The sequence below is a fragment of the Janthinobacterium kumbetense genome, from assembly GCF_023703445.1.
Lineage (GTDB): Bacteria > Pseudomonadota > Gammaproteobacteria > Burkholderiales > Burkholderiaceae_D > Janthinobacterium > Janthinobacterium kumbetense.
In genome coordinates, this window is record NZ_JAMQGR010000001.1 from 1,530,987 (window position 1) to 1,548,709 (window position 17,723).

The window sequence follows — 17,723 nt, forward strand, 5'->3', positions numbered from 1 at the left end:
CCATGCTTTTCCGGGCAGTGTCAAAAGAACTGAAAACTAGACCGTCAGCACTTCTTTTTCTTTGTCGACCACCATCTTGTCGATGTCGGCAATAAACTTGTCCGTCAGCTTCTGCACTTCTTCCGACGAGCGGCGCTCATCGTCCTCGGAGCAGGCTTTTTCCTTGACCAGTTTCTTCAGCGACTCGTTCGCATCGCGGCGAATGTTACGCACGGCAATCTTCGCGTCTTCCGCTTCGCTCTTGACCAGCTTGACCATTTCCTTGCGGCGCTCTTCCGTCAGCGGCGGCGTCGGAACGCGGATCAGGTCGCCCTGTGCCGACGGGTTCAAACCCAGGTCGGCGTCGCGGATGGCTTTTTCGATGGTGTTGGCCATCTTCTTTTCGTACGGCTGCACACCGATGGTGCGCGCGTCGATCAGGGTCACGTTGGCGACCTGGGTCAGCGCCGTCGGCGAACCGTAGTAATCGACCATCACGTGGTCCAGGATACCCGTATGGGCGCGGCCGGTACGCACTTTGGCCAAGTCGGCCCGCAGTGTTTCCAGCGACTTCGTCATGCGTTCCTGGGTGTTCTTTTTAACGTCAGCTAAGGACATGCTGCTCTCCAATCTTGATAACAATGAATATTCTACTTTGCCGGATTCAGCAAACAAACCCGCGCAGTCGGGAGTGCCGAAAACCGTTCAGGGCAAGGCGCAGCGCCGAAGACAGTACTTAATGTACGGCGAGGCGCTGCAACGCAGCCATGGACGGCTTCTCGGCGCTCCTTATTTCTATACGTGGACCAGCGTGCCTTCGTCTTCGCCCATGATGACGCGCATCAGCGCGCCCGGCTTGGTGATCGAAAACACTTTGATTGGCAGTTTCTGGTCGCGGCACAGGGCGAATGCGGTGGCATCCATCACTTGCAGGTGCTTGGCGATGGCGTCGTCGAACGTAATCGTGTGGAACAGGGTGGCATTCGGATCCTTCTTCGGATCGGCCGTGTAGACGCCGTCGACCTTGGTGGCCTTCAGGACGATCTCGGCGCTGATCTCGGAACCGCGCAGGGCGGCTGCCGTGTCGGTGGTGAAGAACGGATTGCCGGTACCGGCGGCGAAGACGACCACTTTACCTTCTTCCAGGTATTGCAGGGCTTTCGGGCGGACGTACGGCTCGACCACTTGCTCGATGCCGATGGCCGACATGACGCGCGCGGTGATGCCGACGTGGCGCATGGCATCGGCCAGGGCCAGGGCATTCATCACCGTGGCAAGCATGCCCATGTAGTCGGCGGTGGCGCGGTCCATGCCTTGCGCACCAGGCGCGACGCCGCGGAAGATATTGCCGCCGCCAATCACGATTGCCAGTTCCACACCCAACTTTGCCACCTCGGCCACATCGGCCACCATGCGCTCGATCGTGGCGCGGTTGATGCCGTAGGGATCATCACCCATCAGGGCTTCGCCGGACAACTTGAGGAGGACGCGCTTGTAGGCTGGTTTTGACATGAGCTGGGGCTCCATAAATGAGGTTATTCGAGTATGACATGGCGCAGCGCCTTGCAGCGCCGGATAGGCGGGAGGAAGCTGCCCATGCCGCCGCCCGGCACGACAGGTGCGGGCGGGCCAAAAAAACGGGCCTCTCGGCCCGCTTTACTTACGCTCCCTGGGAGGCAGCCATCTGTGCTGCGACTTCTGCTGCGAAGTCGTCTTGCTTCTTCTCGATGCCCTCGCCCACTACGTACATGGCGAAACCTTTGACGCTGGTGTTAGCCGCCTTCAGCATTTGCTCAACCGACAGCTTGTCGTTTTTCACGAAAGCTTGGTTCAGCAGGGAAACTTCTTTCAAGAACTTCTGTACGGAACCTTCCAGGCGCTTGGCCAGGATTTCCGGCGATTGCGCTGGCTTGCCTTCGGCGGCCGCTTTGGCTGCGTCTTCTTCGGCTTTCAGTTGTGCAACCGAACGCTCTTTTTCGATCAGTTCCGCAGGAACTTCGTTCGACGACAGCGACACTGGCTTCATGGCAGCGATGTGCATGGCCACGTCTTTGCCGACTTGCTCATCGGCGCCGTCGAATTCGACGATCACGCCGATGCGCGAACCGTGCAGGTACGAAGCCAGCTTGGCGCTGGTTTCGAAACGCTGGAAGCGGCGGATGGTCATGTTTTCGCCGATTTTGCCGATCAGGGCAGCGCGCACGTCTTCCAGGGTCTTGCCATCGAGTGGCAGGGCCAGCAGGGCAGCGACGTCAGCCGGGTTGTGTTCTGCTACCAGACGGGCAGCGTTGTTGGCCAGTGCCAGGAAATCGTCGTTTTTCGCAACAAAGTCGGTTTCCGAGTTCACTTCGACCAAGGCGCCTACGCCATTGGCGATGTAAGTTGCCACGACGCCTTCAGCGGTAATGCGTGCCGATGCTTTCGATGCCTTGCCGCCCAGTTTGACGCGCAGGATCTCTTCCGCACGAGCCATGTCGCCTTCGGCTTCGGTCAGTGCTTTTTTGCATTCCATCATTGGTGCGTCGGTTTTGCCGCGCAATTCGCCTACCATCGCTGCTGTAATCGCTGCCATGTGTTTCTCCTGATTCGGTGAGTCGATAGTCGCGGCCGGGCATGCATGCCTCGCCAGCGGTCACTATCGTTTTTTTGTTAAAAAAAAGGGGGAGCTGCTGCCACCCCTTTTCCCTTACTGCTGTGCTTACAAACGGCTATCCTGCGATAGCCTGGCCATTAAGCCTGTTCGTTTACTTCGACGAATTCGTCGCCAGCGGCTGCTTTAACCATTTCAACAACTTCGTTACCGGCAGCTGCACGGCCTTCGATGATTGCATCAGCAACACCGCGAGCGTACAACATGATGGCTTTCGAGGAGTCATCGTTACCTGGGATCACGAAGTTCACGCCTTCTGGGGAGTGGTTGGTATCGACAACGCCGATGACCGGGATACCCAGTTTAGCTGCTTCGGTGATCGCACCTTTGTGGTAGCCGACGTCGACGACGAAGATTGCGTCAGGAATGCCGCCCATGTCCTTGATGCCGCCGATCGATTTTTGCAGCTTGATCATTTCGCGGGAGAACATCAGCGCTTCTTTTTTCGACAGCTTCTCGATCGAACCGTCTTCGATCATCACTTCCATGTCTTTCAGACGCTTGATCGAGGTTTTGATCGTTTTGAAGTTGGTCAGCATGCCGCCCAACCAACGTTGATCAACGAAAGGCACGCCAGCGCGTTGTGCTTCAGCAGCGATGATTTCGCGAGCTTGACGCTTGGTGCCAACCATCAGGATGGTGCCACGGTTTGCAGCCAGTTGACGCACGTGCTTCATTGCGTCCTGGTACATCGCCATGGTTTTTTCCAGGTTGATGATGTGGATCTTGTTGCGATGGCCGAAGATGAACGGTGCCATTTTTGGATTCCAAAAACGGGTTTGGTGACCAAAGTGGACACCGGCTTCCAGCATTTCGCGCATTGTTACGGACATTATTAACTCCAGGGTTGGGTCTGGAATCCGATCAGTCACCATACAGGCACCCTTGTCGACCGGATTCGCGTGTTTATATAAATTAAAGACACTGTTTTACTACATTGCTTAAAAGAGAATTCAAGCAACCCGGGATTCTACACCGAAATGCCCATTTCATCAAGCCCACGGCGCAAATCGCGCGCGCAGCGACGGCAAGCGTTGCACCACGCTGGTGCAAGGCGTATCCGCCATGGCCATTCCCGCAAAAAACGCCTGCCCGCCCTAGGATGGAGGCGGCGGATACAGGGCGCCTCGTTTATAATTTCGACATATTTGCAGACTTTTCCTCCTACGCTGAGATTCGTCTGTGCTTTTCACCCGAACAACTTGCAGATTGCGAATTACATCATGTCCACCATCCGTATCAATACCGCCGCCGACATCGAAGGCATGCGCGTTGCCGGCAAACTCGGCGCCGAAGTGCTCGACTACATCACTCCCTTCGTCAAGGTCGGCGTCACGACCGGCGAACTGGACCGCCTGTGCCACGAATACATGGTCAACGTGCAAGGCACCATCCCTGCCCCGCTGAACTATTGCCCGCCCGGCTACACGCCCTACCCGAAAGCCATCTGCACCTCCGTCAACGACGTCATCTGCCATGGCATCCCCGGCGACAAGGTCTTGAAAAGCGGCGACTCCGTCAACCTCGACATCACCGTCATCAAGGATGGCTACCACGGCGACAACAGCCGCATGTTCCTCGTCGGCACGCCCACCATCCTGGCCAAGCGCCTGTCGGAAATCACCTATGAATGCATGTGGCTGGGCATAGCCCAGATCAAGCCCGGCGCACACCTGGGCGATATCGGCCACGCCATCCAGCAGCACGCGGAAAAGGCCGGCTACAGCGTGGTGCGCGAATTCTGCGGCCACGGCATCGGCAAGGTCTTCCATGAAGAACCGCAAGTGTTGCATTACGGCAAGCCAGGCACCCTGGAACGCCTCGAAGCGGGCATGATTTTCACCGTCGAACCGATGATCAACTCGGGCCGCCGCGAAATCCGCGAAATGAACGATGGCTGGACCATCAAAACCAAGGACCGCAGCCTGTCGGCGCAATGGGAACACACGGTGCTGGTGACGGAAACGGGCTATGAAGTGCTGACCGTCTCGCCCGGCATGCCACCGCCACCGGCCTTGATCCTGAACAAAGCCTGATTCTCCACCCCACGCACCGCCACCCAGGGCCCAGATGAAAAAGCAAGTTCGGGAACAGCTGAAACAGCAACTGAAAGCCGACCGCCAGGTCGTCATTGCGGCCTTCCAGGCCGACGGCAAGCCTGAAAAACTGCTGCGCAGCCTGCGCCACAGCGTCGACGGCGTGCTGGCGCGCGCCTGGCAGGAAGCGGGCTTGCCACCAGGCACTTCCCTGGTGGGCGTGGGCGGCTATGGCCGCGGCGAACTGTTTCCGTATTCCGACGTCGACCTGCTGATCCTGCTGCAACAACCGCCCGATGGGGCCACGCAGGAAAAGCTCGAGGAACTGGTGCAGCTGCTGTGGGATCTGGGCCTGGAAATCGGCCACAGCATCCGCACGGTCGATGAATGCCTGGTCGAATCGAAGGCTGACATCACCGTGCAAACGAGCTTGCTCGAAGCGCGCCTCGTGTGCGGCAACGCGGACTTGTTCGCGCAATTGCAGCAACGCTATGACGCAGCCATGGACCCGCAGGCGTTTTTCCAGGCGAAAACGGCGGAAATGCGCCAGCGCCATGCCAAATACGAAGACACGGCCTTCAGCCTGGAACCGAATTGCAAGGAAAGCCCGGGCGGCTTGCGCGACTTGCAGGTGATCCTGTGGGTAGCCAAGGCGGCGGGCCTGGCGAACTCGTGGCGCACCCTGGCCACGGGCGGCCTGATCACCCTGACGGAAGCGCGCCAGCTGATGGAAAAGGAGCGCGCCTTCAAGGATATCCGCGTGCGCCTGCACCTGCATGCCGGGCGGCGCGAAGACCGCCTCGTGTTCGACGTGCAGACGGCGATCGCCGAATCGCTGGGCTTGCAGGCGACGGGCAGCGGGCCGCACATGCGCCGCGCCAGCGAATTCCTCATGCAGCGCTACTACTGGGCCGCCAAGACGGTGACCCAGCTCAACACGATTTTGCTGCAAAACATCGAAGCGCGATTGTTTCCACAAGACAATGTGGCCGTGCCCATCAACGCACGCTTCAATGAAGTCAACAGCCTGATCGACATCAGCGCCGACGATACCTTCGAGCAATACCCATCGGCCATGCTGGAAGTCTTCGTGCTGATGACGGAACGCCCCGCCCTGAAGGGCATGACCTCGCGCGCCACGCGGGCCCTGTGGCACGCGCGCTTCAAGATCGACGCCGCCTTCCGCCAGGACCCCGTCAACCGCGCCCTCTTCCTGCGCATCATGCAAGCGCCGGTCGGCATCATCCATGCGCTGCGGCGCATGAACGAGATGAGCATCCTGGGACGCTACCTGCCGAATTTCCGCCGCATCGTGGGCCAGATGCAGCACGACCTGTTCCACGTGTACACGGTCGACCAGCACATTTTGATGGTAGTGCGCAACATGCGCCGCTTCACCATGAGCGAACACGCGCACGAATACCCGTTCTGCAGCCAGCTGATGGCCGATTTCTCGCAATCGTGGCTGCTGTACGTGGCGGCCCTGTTCCACGACATCGCCAAGGGCCGCGGCGGCGACCATTCGAAGCTGGGCGTGGCCGACGCCACCCAGTTCTGCCAGGAGCACGGCCTGTCGGAAGAAGACACGGAACTGGTGGCTTTCTTGGTGGAAAATCACCTGACCATGTCGCAAGTGGCGCAAAAGCAGGATTTGTCCGATCCCGACGTCATCGCCGCCTTTGCAAAGGTGGTCAAGGACGAGCGCCACCTGACGGGCCTGTACCTGCTGACGGTGGCCGACATCCGCGGCACCAGCCCGAAAGTGTGGAATGCCTGGAAGGGCAAGCTGCTGGAAGACCTGTACAAGATCACCTTGCGCGTGCTGGGCGGCGAGCCGCACACGGCCGACCGCGAGCTGAAGAACCGCCAGCAGGAAGCGCTGGCCACCCTGCGCCTGTACGGCTTGCCGCCGGACGCGCATCTGAAACTGTGGCAGCAGCTGGACGTGGCGTATTTTCTGCGCCACGACGCGTCCGACATCGCCTGGCAGACGCGCTCGCTGTATGACAAGCTCGACAGCAAGTTGCCGGTGGTAAAATGCCGGCTGGCGCCCATCGGCGAAGGCTTGCAGGTGGCCGTGTACATTCCCGACCAGCCCGACCTGTTCGCGCGCATCTGCAGCTATTTCGACCGCAAGAACTTCAGCATTCTCGACGCGAAGATCCACACGACCAAGAATGGCTATGCGCTCGACACGTTCCTTGTCACGGAGCAAAACTTCGCCAAGAGCTACCGCGACATCATCAGCCTGATCGAGCATGAGCTGGGCGAGCTGCTGCAGTCGCAAACGCCGCTGCCGCCGCCGGGCAAGGGACGGCTGTCGCGCCTGTCGCGCACCTTCCCCTTCCAGCCGACCGTGGATTTGCGGCCCGATGAAAAGGGCCAATACTATTTGCTGTCGGTAGCGGCCAACGACCGCACGGGGCTGCTGTATGCGATCGCCAACGTGCTGACCAAGTATCGCATCAACTTGCACACAGCCAAGATCATGACCCTGGGCGAGCGGGTCGAAGACGTTTTCCTCGTCGACGGTCCCGCGCTCAACAATGCCCGCAACCAGATATTGCTGGAAACCGACTTACTCGATGCACTGAAAGTGTAGACTTTCCGCGCAGCGCCTACCTTACTGAAACTGAAACAACATGACCGAAGAATTATTACGCTTGTCCAAACGCATGTCCGAACTGGGCCTGTGCTCCCGCCGTGAAGCCGATGAATGGATCGCACGCGGCTGGGTCCGTGTGGATGGCAAGGTGGTGTCCGAGCTGGGCAGCAAGGTCTACCCGAGCCAGCGGGTCACCGTGGAACGCCAGGCGGCGGCCGAGCAATCGAAGCGGGTCACCGTGCTGATCAACAAACCCGTCGGCTATGTCAGCGGCCAGGCCGAAGACGGCTACACGCCGGCCGTGGCCCTGATCAAGGCGGAAAACCGCTGGGCGGAAGACCGCAGCCCGGAACAGTTCCACCCCACCCAGCTGCGCAGCCTGGTGGCGGCCGGCCGCCTGGACATCGATTCCGTCGGCTTGCTCGTCCTGACGCAAGACGGCCGCGTGGCCAAGCAACTGATCGGCCACGATACCGATATCGACAAGGAATACCTGGTGCGCGTGAGCTACACCAAGGGCGGCACCCTGCCCGACAGCGAACTGAAAAAGCTCAACCACGGCCTGTGGCTCGACGGCAAGCCGCTGCTGCCGGCCAAGGTGCGCTGGCAAAATGAAGACCAGCTGAGCTTTACCTTGCGCGAAGGCAAGAAACGCCAGATCCGCCGCATGTGCGAAGCCGTCGGCCTGAAAGTGCTGGGCCTGAAACGCGTGCGCATCGGCAAGGTCAAACTGGGCGACTTGCCGACGGGCCAATGGCGTTACCTGAGCGCGGACGAACAGTTTTAAGCGACGGTATCAAAGTGGCATGCCGCAGGGCATGCCAAGCCATATAAGCAACAGGAATATAGTGATATAAAAACAATTATTGTGATTTACTTAGTAAATATTGCTTTAAACCTATACACTATTCCCCATCAGAACAAAAGAGATACGCTGTCGTGAACGATCCCATCCCCAATCCCCTGCGCAAAGGCGCGCCCAGCCTGGCTGACGTGGCCGAGCCGATGGCGCCAGGCACCAAGCCGCACCATATGAGCGATCCGTGGGATATCGGCGAAACCCTGTGCAGCCTGGCAGACAACGGCGACGCCATTTCCATCTACCCGGCGGGCGGCGAAGACGTCATCATGGCGCGCATCCTGTCCGTCGACGACGACTTGCCGCAATTCGTGCTGGAACTGAATGAAGGCGCCACCCTGCCCGAAGGCGGCGCCACGTTTGTGTCGTGGGTGCAAAGCGCCAAGTTGCAATTTACCATCAATGGCGAATGGGAAGCGTATCCCGAGCGGCCAAACGTGTATCTGACCAACTTCCCCAGCCATTGTCTGGTGCTGGAACGACGGGAATCGGCACGCCTGGAAACGCCGCTGGGCGTGTACTACCTGGCCGCATTCGTGCTCGAGGGGCGTCCGTATGAATTGCAACTATATGATTTCTCGGCCGGCGGCATCGGCATGCGCGCCCATCCGCGCGACACGGTAGGCCTGTACGTGGGGCGCAAGCTGTCGCGCGTGCGCCTGGAGCTGGGACCGAACAAGGTCATGATCGCCGACCTGGAAATCCGCCTGTCGCGCACCTTCCGCTCCTTCCTGCTGGGCGAGCAGGTGCAGATCGGCTGCCGCTTCCTGAACCTGACGGATGCCATGCAGGATGAGTTGAAGATGCTGCTCGACAACCTGGGCAGCAGCCGCAAGGTGCGCTAGCTTCGCTTCACGCATGGAAAATGGCCGCCCAGCTGATGCTGCGCGGCCATTTTTTGTTCATTAACCATTACCACCGGCAACGTTTGGGATCTGCCCCGGCGGGTCTGATCCCAGATTAAGCGGCAATTAATCGTCGTCGTTTGGATCTAAATCCGGAAACATCACTTCCGTGTAGCCGAATTGCGTAAAATCAACGATACGCATCGGATACAAAATGCCGTGCAAGTGGTCTACTTCATGCTGCACCACGCGCGCATGGAAACCGTCACAGTCGCGGCTGATGGGCTGGCCGAACTGGTCCACGCCTTCGTAGTGCAGCTCGCTCCAGCGCGGCACGCTGCCGCGCAGGCCGGGCACGGACAGGCAGCCCTCGAAACCCTCTTCCTTGCGTTCCGACAAAGGCGTCAGCACAGGGTTGATCAGCACGGTTTCCGGCACTTGCGGCGCATCGGGGTAGCGCAGGTTCTGCTTGAAGCCGTAGATCACCAGCTGCAGGTTGACGCCGATCTGCGGCGCCGCCAGGCCCGCGCCATTGGCCGCATGCATGGTGTCGAACATGTCGGCGATCAAGGCATGCAGTTCGGGCGTATCGAATTCACGCACGGGCTCGGCCATGCGCAGCAGGCGCGGATCGCCCATCTTGAGGATGTCACGTACCGTCATTTTGTTTCCAGTGTCGCTTGCAGTTGTTGCAGATAGCTACGGAAGGCGGCGCCCGTTTCCGGATGTTTCATGCCCATCGCCGTCGTTGCCTTCAGGTAACCAAGCTTGGAGCCGCAATCATAACGCTGCCCCTGGTAGCGGTAAGCCAGCACGCGCTCTTCGCGCATCAGGGCGGCGATGCCGTCCGTCAACTGGATTTCGCCGCCGGCGCCCGTGCCGATATTTTCCAGATGGTTAAAGATACGGCTGGTCAGCACATAACGGCCCACCACGGCCAGGGTTGACGGCGCCTCTTCGGGCGCGGGCTTTTCCACGATGGCCGAGACCAGCTCCAGGTCGGGCTGATAATTCTTTGCCGACACAATACCGTACTGCTTGGTTTCCGCGCGCGGCACGTCCTGCACGGCCAGCAGCGAGCAATTTTCATACTGGAAGACATCGGTCATCTGCGCCAGCACGGGGCGCACGCCTTCTTGCACATCCATGAAATCGTCGGCCAGCAAGACGGCAAACGGCTCGTCGCCGATCACGGGACGGGCGCACAGCACGGCATGCCCCAGGCCCAGCGGCGCCGACTGGCGGATATAAATGCAATTGATATGCTTGGGAATGACGTTTTGCACCATGTCGAGCAACTGGCGCTTGCCGGCCGCTTCCAGCTCCGATTCCAGCTCGTAAGCCGTATCGAAATGGTCTTCGATGGCGCGCTTGTTGCGTCCCGTGATGAAGATCATTTCCGTGATACCGGCCGCCACCGCTTCTTCCACCGCGTACTGGATCAGCGGTTTATCGACGATAGGCAACATTTCCTTCGGTTGTGCCTTGGTCGCTGGCAAGAAGCGGCTGCCCAGGCCGGCGACGGGAAAGACTGCTTTTCTGATTTTTTTCATGGGTCTTCTGTAATATTTTAAGAATTAATCCTGCGCGAGCAAAGCCAGCAAGCCAGCCTCGTCGAGGATGGCCACGCCCAGTTCCTGGGCCTTGGCCAGCTTGCTGCCGGCATCCGAGCCGGCCACGACATATCCTGTCTTCTTCGAAACAGAACCGCTGACCTTGCCACCGGCCGCTTCGATCAGCTCCGCCGCCTCGTCGCGGCTCATGTTGGGCAAGGTACCCGTCAGGACGAAAGTCTTGCCGTCCAGCTTGCCGCCAGCGGCTGGCATTTCAGGCAATTGTGACAGTAATTCATGACGCAGGGCGTCCAGTTGACCAAGCAGCTTGACATTGCCCTCATCGGCCAGCCATTGCGCCAGCGACTCGGCCACGGCGGCAGGCAAGCCCGCATGGAAGCTGGCGCCCTGCGCGGCCAGGCTGGCCAGGGTCACGCCCCGCTCCACCAGCTGCTTGCTGCGCGGCTCCGTCAGCTTCGGGATGCCGATGGCGGCAAGCAAGGTGGTTTGTTCGAGCTGCGTGCGCAGCTTGGCGCTGGGCGCATGTTCGCCTTGCGGCGCGACACCGGCGTCCAGCAACGCCTGCAGCGCCTGCTGGTTCTTTTCTTCGGCAAAGAAATCGGCAATCGACTCGGCGACCGTGCCGCCGATATCGGGCAGCACGCGCAGCAAGGCTGCTGGCGCTTGCCGCACATACGCCAGGCTGCCGAGCCACTCGGCCAGGGTCTTGGCCGTCGATTCGCCCACGTGGCGGATGCCCAGCGCGAACAGGAAACGCTCAAGCGGCGGGCGCTTGCTCGCTTCTATACCGGCCAGCAAGTTTTCCGCCCACTTGGTGGGAATCTTGCCTTGTTGCACTGTTTCTGGCGTCGAACCGTCGCGCTCGTCGGCGCGCACTTTCATTTCCAGCAATTTATCCAGGGTCAGGCTGTACAAGTCGGCCAGGCCATGCACGTATTCCAGTTCGACCAGGGTATCGATATAACGTTCGCCCAGGCCTTCGATATCCATCATGCGCCGGCCCGCGAAATGACGGAACGCTTCCTTGCGCTGCGCCGAGCAGAACAGACCGCCCGAGCAGCGGGCAATCGCCTCGCCCTCTTCGCGCACCACGTGCGAGCCGCACACGGGGCACGTTTCCCGCATCTTGAACGGCGGCGGCGCCGGTTCCGGCCGTTTTTCCAGCACCACGGACAGCACTTCCGGAATCACGTCGCCCGCGCGGCGCACGACGACCGTATCGCCCACGCGCACATCCTTGCGCCGCACTTCATCTTCATTGTGCAAGGTGGCGTTGGTGACCGTCACGCCGCCCACGGAGACGGGCGCCAGGCGCGCCACGGGCGTCATGGCGCCAGTGCGGCCCACCTGGATATCGATATCCAGCACCTGCGTCAGCGCCTCTTCGGCGGGAAACTTGTGCGCCAGCGCAAAACGCGGCGCGCGCGAGACAAAGCCCAGCTCCTGCTGGTCTTCCGTCGCGTTCACCTTGTAGACGACGCCGTCGATTTCATACGGCAAGGCGGGACGGCGCGCGCCGATGTCCGCGTAGTAATCGAGCAAGCCTTGCGCGCCCTGCACCACACGGCGCTCCTTCGATACGGGAATGCCCAGGGTGTCGTACCAGTCCAGCAAGGCAGAATGCGACGCCGGCATGGCGGCGCCATCGAGGGCGCCGATGCCATACGCATAGAAACGCAGCTTGCGCTGGGCCGTGATGCGCGAATCGAGCTGGCGCAGGCTGCCGGCCGCCGCATTGCGGGGGTTGGCGAATTCCTTCTGCCCCGCTTCGCGCTGGCGTTCGTTCAGGCGGGCAAAATCGGCCTTGAACATCATGACTTCGCCACGCACGTCGAGCACGGCAGGAATCCGGTCGCCATGCAGGCGCAACGGGATGCCGGAAATGGTGCGGATATTCGCCGTCACATCCTCGCCCGTGGCGCCATCGCCGCGCGTGGCCGCCTGCACGAACAGGCCGTTTTCATAGCGCAGGTTGATGGCCAGGCCGTCGAATTTCACTTCGGCAGCGTAATCGACTTCGGCACCGTCAAGGTCCAGGCCTTCGCGCACGCGGCGGTCGAAGTTGACGATATCGTCATCGGTGAAACCATTGTTCAACGACAACATCGACACCGTGTGCGTGACTTGCTCGAATTGCGGCAAGGGCGCCGCGCCCACGCGCAAGGTGGGCGAATCGGGCGTGCGCAAGTCGGGATGGGCCGCTTCCAGCGCCTGCAGTTCGACGAACAGCTTGTCGTACTCGGCGTCGGGGATGGTGGGATTGTCGAGCACGTGGTAGGCGTGCAGATGCCGATTGAGTTCGGCCGTGAGTGCCAGGACGCGCTGAGCGGCATTCCGCTGGGCGGCGTCCTGGTTGATCGGATCAGTCATTGTTGCGGGATTCTTCAGCTAAATAAACGCAGGGCGCGGGTGGAACCGGCCGGAATGTCGGCCGCGTCCATTTCCTGGTAAAACTCTTGCACCTGGCCCGCGATCTCGGCCAGCGCCGCATCGGACAAGGCCTGGTTGTAATCGTCGACGATGGTGGCGTCCAGGCGGCCCACCAGTGCCTTGGCGCAAGCGACCATGGCGCCGAAGCCGTCGCGCGCGGGCGCCACGCATGGCACGTCCAGCAGCAGGGTCAGGCGCGGCGTCGTTTCCTCGGCCAGGGTGACATTCGTCGACAGCGAGAACAGATAGCCGCCTTCGCCGTCGGGCATGACGAAACGGCCGTCCGGACGCACGTCGAAGCCCTGCTTTTCCAGCGCGAACAGCAAGGTGGAAATAGCCCATGGCGCGCCATTCGTGTGCAGGTTGACGCCCAGCTGGGCATCGTGACCGGCCACGAAGCGGTGCAGATTGCGCGCTTCGGCCATCACTTCCATCATGTCGGGCACTTCCGGCTCGGCGCCGATCTCGTCAGCCACGCCGCGCAGGCGCGTGACCAGTTCCGAGTATTCCAGTTCATTCAGAGCCGTGCTGCGGCTGGCCAGCTGCACGCCGCCCTGCATCTTGGTGTAGACACCGCCATGCGTGATCGGTTCCCAGTCGCCATTCACGTGCAAACCGATGAAGTGGACGGGCTTGTTGCCCACCAGGCGCAGGGTTTGCAGCACGGGCAGGATCTTGTCGCCACGCACGGGCGCTTCCAGCGACAAAGGCAGCAGGCAATCGATCAGCGGGTCGACCAGGCTGGTCGCCTGTTCGCTGGCGGCGCTGACTTCCGGCTGCGCCGGCGCGGCAGGAGCGGCGGGTGCAGGGTCGGCATCGGCCAGCGACGGTTCCGCATGCACGGGCGCGTCCGGCACCACGGCCGCTGGCGGCGCACCGAACGACGGTTCGGCCTTGGCGGCGGGCGCGGCGTCGAAGCGCGGTTCCTGGCGCAGCACGGGTTCCTGGGCTTCCACGGCAGGAGCGTCGCCCTCGCGCATCAGCACGTCGTCGTGGTCGGTGGAAAAAGCCCGTTCCACGCTTTTCTTGGCCTTGTATTCCTGCCATTTGTTGTACGAGAAAACACCGACGATAAAGACGCCGCCGGCGCCGAACAAGGTAATTTGAAGGTCTGTCATGCTGCTTGTGCCTCGGTTGCAAAATTTGCGGCGGACTCCATGTCCACCGCCACGATGCGCGATACGCCCTGCTCCTGCATCGTCACACCGATCAATTGATGGGCCATTTCCATCGCAATCTTGTTATGCGAAATGAAAAGGAATTGGGTCTGGTCGGACATGCGCTTGACCATGCGGCAGAAGCGTTCCGTGTTCGAATCGTCCAGCGGTGCATCGACTTCGTCGAGCAGGCAGAACGGCGCCGGATTCAGGCGGAACATGGAAAACACCAATGCGGTCGCGGTCAGCGCCTTCTCTCCACCCGATAACAGGTGGATGGTGGCATTTTTCTTGCCGGGAGGCTGCGCCATGACTTGTACACCGGAATCGAGAATCTCGTCGCCCGTCATGGTCAGCCTGGCCTGGCCGCCGCCGAACAGAATCGGGAACAGCTCGGAAAAGTGATGGTTGACCTTGTCGAACGTGTCTTGCAGCAAGTCGCGCGTTTCCTTGTCGATCTTGTGGATCGCGTCTTCCAGGGTATTGATCGCTTCCGTCAGGTCGGCATTCTGGGCGTCGAGGAAATTCTTGCGCTCGGATGCCTGCGCCAGCTCGTCCAGCGCGGCCAAGTTGACGGCGCCCAGGCCCGTGATGGCGTTCGTCAGGCGCGTCACTTCGCCCTGCAGATACGATGGACGCATGTCCGGGTGCAATTTCTCCGTCAGCGCGACCTCGTCGGCGCCCGCTTCCAGCAATTGCTGGGCGAATTGCTCCTGGTTCAGGCGCGCGGCCTGTTCCTTGAGCTGCATTTCCATGATCTTGTCGCGCTGCGGCTGCAAGCTGCGTTCCGATTGCGTGCGCGCATCTTCGGACAGGCGCAGCTGCTGCGTAATCTGATCGAGTTCGTGGCGCGCGTCCGCCAGCGCCCGCTCCTGCGTCGTGCGGCGTTCGAGCAAGTCCTGCAAGCCGTCGGCGGCCGCGCCGCTTTCCAGGTTGGCCAATTCCAGTTCGCCCGCCTGCAGGCTTTCCGTCACTTGCTGCGCCTGCGTGCTGGCCGTGGCGATGTTGCGGCGCAATTCCTCGATCTTCGCGCGGTGGGCTTTTTCCGCGTATTCCGTATCCTTGGCGGCCCGTTCCAGGTCGCGCAAGGCTTCGCGCGCCTCGGCCAGACGCTGTTCCTTCTGCAGGAAATCCGTGTGGCCGTCTTCGTGCGCTTCCTGCAAGTTGCCCAACTCCATGTCCAGCTGTTCGAATTTTTCTTCCGATTCCAGCTTGGTCTGCATCTGCTCCGCTTCCTGCGCGGCGATCTCGGCCAGGTCGGCGCCGATCTGCGTGCTGCGCTGGTTGAAACGCGCTTCCACTTCCGACAGTTTCACCACGTCCAGTTGCAGAGTATGCACGGAAGACGTCAGTTGCTGTATGCGCAAGCGCAAGTCGGACAGATTGCGCGTCAGGGTGGCGACGGCCGCATCGGCCCGCACGGAACGGGCGCGCGCCTCTTCGGCCAGCAATTGCTGGGCACGCAACTGCTTGCCGATATTGTCGATTTCCTGCTGGCGGCCCAGCATGCCTTCCTGCTCCGAATCGGCCGCATAGAAGCGCACGCTGGTGGCCGTCACGACGTGACCGGCGCGCGTGACGAAATAGCCGCCCGGCGGCAATTTAGCGCGTTCGGCCAGCGCTTCGGCCGCGTCTTCCACGGCATAGGCGTTGTACAGCCAATCCTGCAGCAAGCCGCGCAAGCCCGGATCGTTGAGTTTCAACAAGTTCAGGAAGGGTTTCAGGCCGGCGATTTCCGGCAGCGACAGGGGCGCCACCGTGGATGGCGCGTACAGGGCCAGCTTGGCCGGCGGCGCGTCGGCAAAGAAGGCCTTGGCCCAGTCGATATTCGACAGTTGCAAGGCCGACGTGCGCTCGCGCAAGATCGATTCCATGGCCGCTTCCCAGCCCGCTTCGATCTGCAACTTTTGCCACAGACGCGGCAAGGTGTCGAGCTCGTGCTTTTTCAGCCAGGGCTGGACCTTGCCCTGCGTCTGCACCCGTTCCTGCAATTGTTTCAAAGCGGAAAGACGCGCTTCCAGCTGGGCATTCGCCGCCGTCTCGGCATTGACTTGCGCCTGCGCCTCGGCCCGTTCCTGTTCCAGCTTGGGTTGCTGCTCCAAAGCTTCTTCCAGGTAGAAACCCTGTTCTTCCAGGGTTTGCTGCTTTTCTTCCAATTGGAGCTTCAGGTTTTCCAGGTGGCTGCTGTCGGGCAGACTGAGGCTGTTCTTTTCCTGCTGCAGGCGCTCGCGGCGGCTCAAGAGGCTGGCCAGGATGTTCGAGGCGTTGCGCTGGTGCGCCGATTCCAGCTCCAGCTGCTGCTGGGCCTGCATGATGCGGGCGCGCGATTCCGTGCTCTTGTTTTGCGCGGCGCGCCAGGCGGCGTCCAGCTCGGGCAATTGCTCGCCCTTCTGTTCCGCCATCATTTGCGACTGTTCCACCTTCGCAGCCAGCTCTTCGAGGTGGAATTCCGCCTCTTCGATCTGTTCCTGGTATTCGCCGCCCTGGCTCGTCCACTGGTCGCGCTGGGCCGTCAGGGTGGCCAGCTGCGCCTGCAGGCGGGCGCGCGATTCGATGACGAACTTGATCTGCGCTTCCAGGCTGCCGATTTCCGCATTCGTCTGGTACAGATGGCCTTGCGCCGTATGCAAACGGTCGCCCACGGCAAAGTGCGCCTGGCGCATCTGCTCGAGGGTCAGTTCCACGTTGCGCAGCTTGGCCGTCTGCTCTTCCAGGTCCGTCTGCGCCTGTTCCACTTCGCGGAAATAGCGCGTCTGCTCGTTTTGCGCCTCGTTCTTGCGCAGCAGCCACAACAGCTTCTGTTTTTCTTCCTGGTCCGCCTGCAAGGCGTGGAAACGGGTGGCGACAGCGGCCTGCGCTTCCAGCTTTTCCAGGTTGGCATTGAGTTCGCGCAAGATATCTTCCACCCGCAACAGGTTTTCGCGCGTGTCCTGCAAGCGGTTTTCCGTCTCGCGGCGGCGTTCCTTGTATTTCGATACGCCGGCCGCTTCTTCGAGGAAGACGCGCAATTCTTCCGGGCGCGATTCGATGATGCGCGAAATCATGCCCTGGCCGATGATGGCGTAGGCGCGCGGGCCGAGGCCCGTGCCAAGGAAGATGTCCTGGATGTCGCGCCGGCGCACGGGCTGGCCATTGATGTAATAGGTGGAGGTGCCGTCGCGCGTCAGGGTGCGCTTGACGGCGATCTCGGCGTACTGGCCCCACTGGCCGGACGCCTTGCCATCGTTATTGTCGAACACCAATTCCACGGAAGCGCGCCCGGCCGGTTTGCGGTGGGTGGAGCCATTGAAAATGACGTCCTGCATCGATTCGCCGCGCAATTCCGACGCTTTCGATTCGCCCAGCACCCAGCGCACGGCGTCGATGATGTTCGACTTGCCGCAGCCATTCGGCCCGACCACGCCCACGAGCTGGCCTGGCACCTGGAAATTGGTGGGATCGACGAAAGACTTAAATCCCGACAACTTGATGGAAGAGAGACGCACGTGTTTTAGAGTTCCTGGCCTATGCTGGCGGTTATATTTGGGTGAACCCGGTTCATATTCAGTTCATGGCCACCTTGGCCACCCTTGCGGCAACAGTCCGGCC

Annotated in this window: 13 protein-coding genes; 4 read left to right on the top strand and 9 right to left on the bottom strand. The window is 60.9% G+C overall.

Annotation, left to right across the window (positions count from 1 at the left end; genetic code table 11):
- Nucleotides 1-36: 36 nt before the first annotated feature.
- From frr to rpsB, 4 genes are all read right to left on the bottom strand, one after another.
- Nucleotides 37-597 (bottom strand): ribosome recycling factor, encoded by a 561-nt coding sequence (frr, locus tag NCG91_RS06675; RefSeq protein ID WP_034784152.1) that lies wholly within the window; start codon nucleotides 595-597, stop codon nucleotides 37-39.
- A 177-nt stretch (nucleotides 598-774) separates the two neighbouring features.
- Complete coding sequence (gene pyrH / locus NCG91_RS06680) at nucleotides 775-1,491, bottom strand: UMP kinase (protein ID WP_034752258.1); 717 nt, start codon at nucleotides 1,489-1,491, stop codon at nucleotides 775-777.
- Nucleotides 1,492-1,639: 148 nt separating this feature from the next.
- Nucleotides 1,640-2,551 (bottom strand): translation elongation factor Ts, encoded by a 912-nt coding sequence (gene tsf, locus NCG91_RS06685; RefSeq protein WP_034752260.1) that lies wholly within the window; start codon nucleotides 2,549-2,551, stop codon nucleotides 1,640-1,642.
- 158 nt (nucleotides 2,552-2,709) lie between these two features.
- Nucleotides 2,710-3,462, bottom strand: coding sequence for a 30S ribosomal protein S2 (gene rpsB / locus NCG91_RS06690; RefSeq protein WP_010397614.1), 753 nt, complete (start codon nucleotides 3,460-3,462; stop codon nucleotides 2,710-2,712).
- A gap of 390 nt (nucleotides 3,463-3,852) precedes the next feature.
- Here rpsB and map point away from each other — a divergent pair, with 390 nt between their 5' ends.
- The 4 genes from map (at nucleotide 3,853) to NCG91_RS06710 (ending at nucleotide 8,974) form a co-directional block, all read left to right on the top strand.
- Nucleotides 3,853-4,665, top strand: a complete 813-nt coding sequence (gene map / locus NCG91_RS06695) for a type I methionyl aminopeptidase (RefSeq protein WP_099668116.1) — start codon at nucleotides 3,853-3,855, stop codon at nucleotides 4,663-4,665.
- 34 nt (nucleotides 4,666-4,699) lie between these two features.
- Nucleotides 4,700-7,267: a [protein-PII] uridylyltransferase gene (locus tag NCG91_RS06700; protein WP_251349123.1), complete on the top strand. Its 2,568-nt coding sequence runs from the start codon at nucleotides 4,700-4,702 to the stop codon at nucleotides 7,265-7,267.
- Nucleotides 7,268-7,307: 40 nt separating this feature from the next.
- On the top strand, nucleotides 7,308-8,057 hold the full coding sequence (locus tag NCG91_RS06705) for a pseudouridine synthase (protein ID WP_034752263.1): 750 nt from the start codon (nucleotides 7,308-7,310) through the stop codon (nucleotides 8,055-8,057).
- Between the two features lie 152 nt (nucleotides 8,058-8,209).
- On the top strand, nucleotides 8,210-8,974 hold the full coding sequence (locus tag NCG91_RS06710) for a flagellar brake protein (protein WP_251349124.1): 765 nt from the start codon (nucleotides 8,210-8,212) through the stop codon (nucleotides 8,972-8,974).
- A 126-nt stretch (nucleotides 8,975-9,100) separates the two neighbouring features.
- Here the strand turns inward: NCG91_RS06710 and def are convergent, their stop codons facing one another.
- The 5 genes from def to smc are packed head-to-tail and all read right to left on the bottom strand — an operon-like array spanning nucleotide 9,101 to nucleotide 17,620.
- Entirely contained in the window at nucleotides 9,101-9,637 is a 537-nt protein-coding gene (def, locus tag NCG91_RS06715) for a peptide deformylase (RefSeq protein ID WP_076569759.1), read from the bottom strand.
- Nucleotides 9,634-10,527, bottom strand: a complete 894-nt coding sequence (gene galU, locus NCG91_RS06720; RefSeq protein ID WP_077403348.1) for a UTP--glucose-1-phosphate uridylyltransferase GalU — start codon at nucleotides 10,525-10,527, stop codon at nucleotides 9,634-9,636. Before galU ends, def begins: the two co-directional genes overlap by 4 nt.
- A 24-nt stretch (nucleotides 10,528-10,551) precedes the next feature.
- Nucleotides 10,552-12,918, bottom strand: a complete 2,367-nt coding sequence (ligA, locus tag NCG91_RS06725) for an NAD-dependent DNA ligase LigA (RefSeq protein ID WP_251349125.1) — start codon at nucleotides 12,916-12,918, stop codon at nucleotides 10,552-10,554.
- A 14-nt stretch (nucleotides 12,919-12,932) separates the two neighbouring features.
- A complete protein-coding gene (locus tag NCG91_RS06730; RefSeq protein ID WP_251349126.1) occupies nucleotides 12,933-14,096 on the bottom strand; it encodes a cell division protein ZipA C-terminal FtsZ-binding domain-containing protein in 1,164 nt (387 codons plus the stop codon).
- Nucleotides 14,093-17,620, bottom strand: coding sequence for a chromosome segregation protein SMC (smc, locus tag NCG91_RS06735; RefSeq protein WP_251349127.1), 3,528 nt, complete (start codon nucleotides 17,618-17,620; stop codon nucleotides 14,093-14,095). The genes NCG91_RS06730 and smc overlap by 4 nt, the downstream gene beginning before the upstream one ends.
- Between the last annotated feature and the right edge of the window lie 103 nt (nucleotides 17,621-17,723).

Bases quoted from the DNA above. Each gene is read 5' to 3' on its own strand.
- tsf (WP_034752260.1), bottom strand. From the start codon at position 2,551: ATGGCAGCGATTACAGCAGCGATGGTAGGCGAATTGCGCGGCAAAACC.
- ligA (WP_251349125.1), bottom strand. From the start codon at position 12,918: ATGACTGATCCGATCAACCAGGACGCCGCCCAGCGGAATGCCGCTCAG.
- galU (WP_077403348.1), bottom strand. From the start codon at position 10,527: ATGAAAAAAATCAGAAAAGCAGTCTTTCCCGTCGCCGGCCTGGGCAGC.
- def (WP_076569759.1), bottom strand. From the start codon at position 9,637: ATGACGGTACGTGACATCCTCAAGATGGGCGATCCGCGCCTGCTGCGC.
- pyrH (WP_034752258.1), bottom strand. From the start codon at position 1,491: ATGTCAAAACCAGCCTACAAGCGCGTCCTCCTCAAGTTGTCCGGCGAA.
- NCG91_RS06730 (WP_251349126.1), bottom strand. From the start codon at position 14,096: ATGACAGACCTTCAAATTACCTTGTTCGGCGCCGGCGGCGTCTTTATC.
- NCG91_RS06700 (WP_251349123.1), top strand. From the start codon at position 4,700: ATGAAAAAGCAAGTTCGGGAACAGCTGAAACAGCAACTGAAAGCCGAC.
- frr (WP_034784152.1), bottom strand. From the start codon at position 597: ATGTCCTTAGCTGACGTTAAAAAGAACACCCAGGAACGCATGACGAAG.
- rpsB (WP_010397614.1), bottom strand. From the start codon at position 3,462: ATGTCCGTAACAATGCGCGAAATGCTGGAAGCCGGTGTCCACTTTGGT.
- NCG91_RS06705 (WP_034752263.1), top strand. From the start codon at position 7,308: ATGACCGAAGAATTATTACGCTTGTCCAAACGCATGTCCGAACTGGGC.
- map (WP_099668116.1), top strand. From the start codon at position 3,853: ATGTCCACCATCCGTATCAATACCGCCGCCGACATCGAAGGCATGCGC.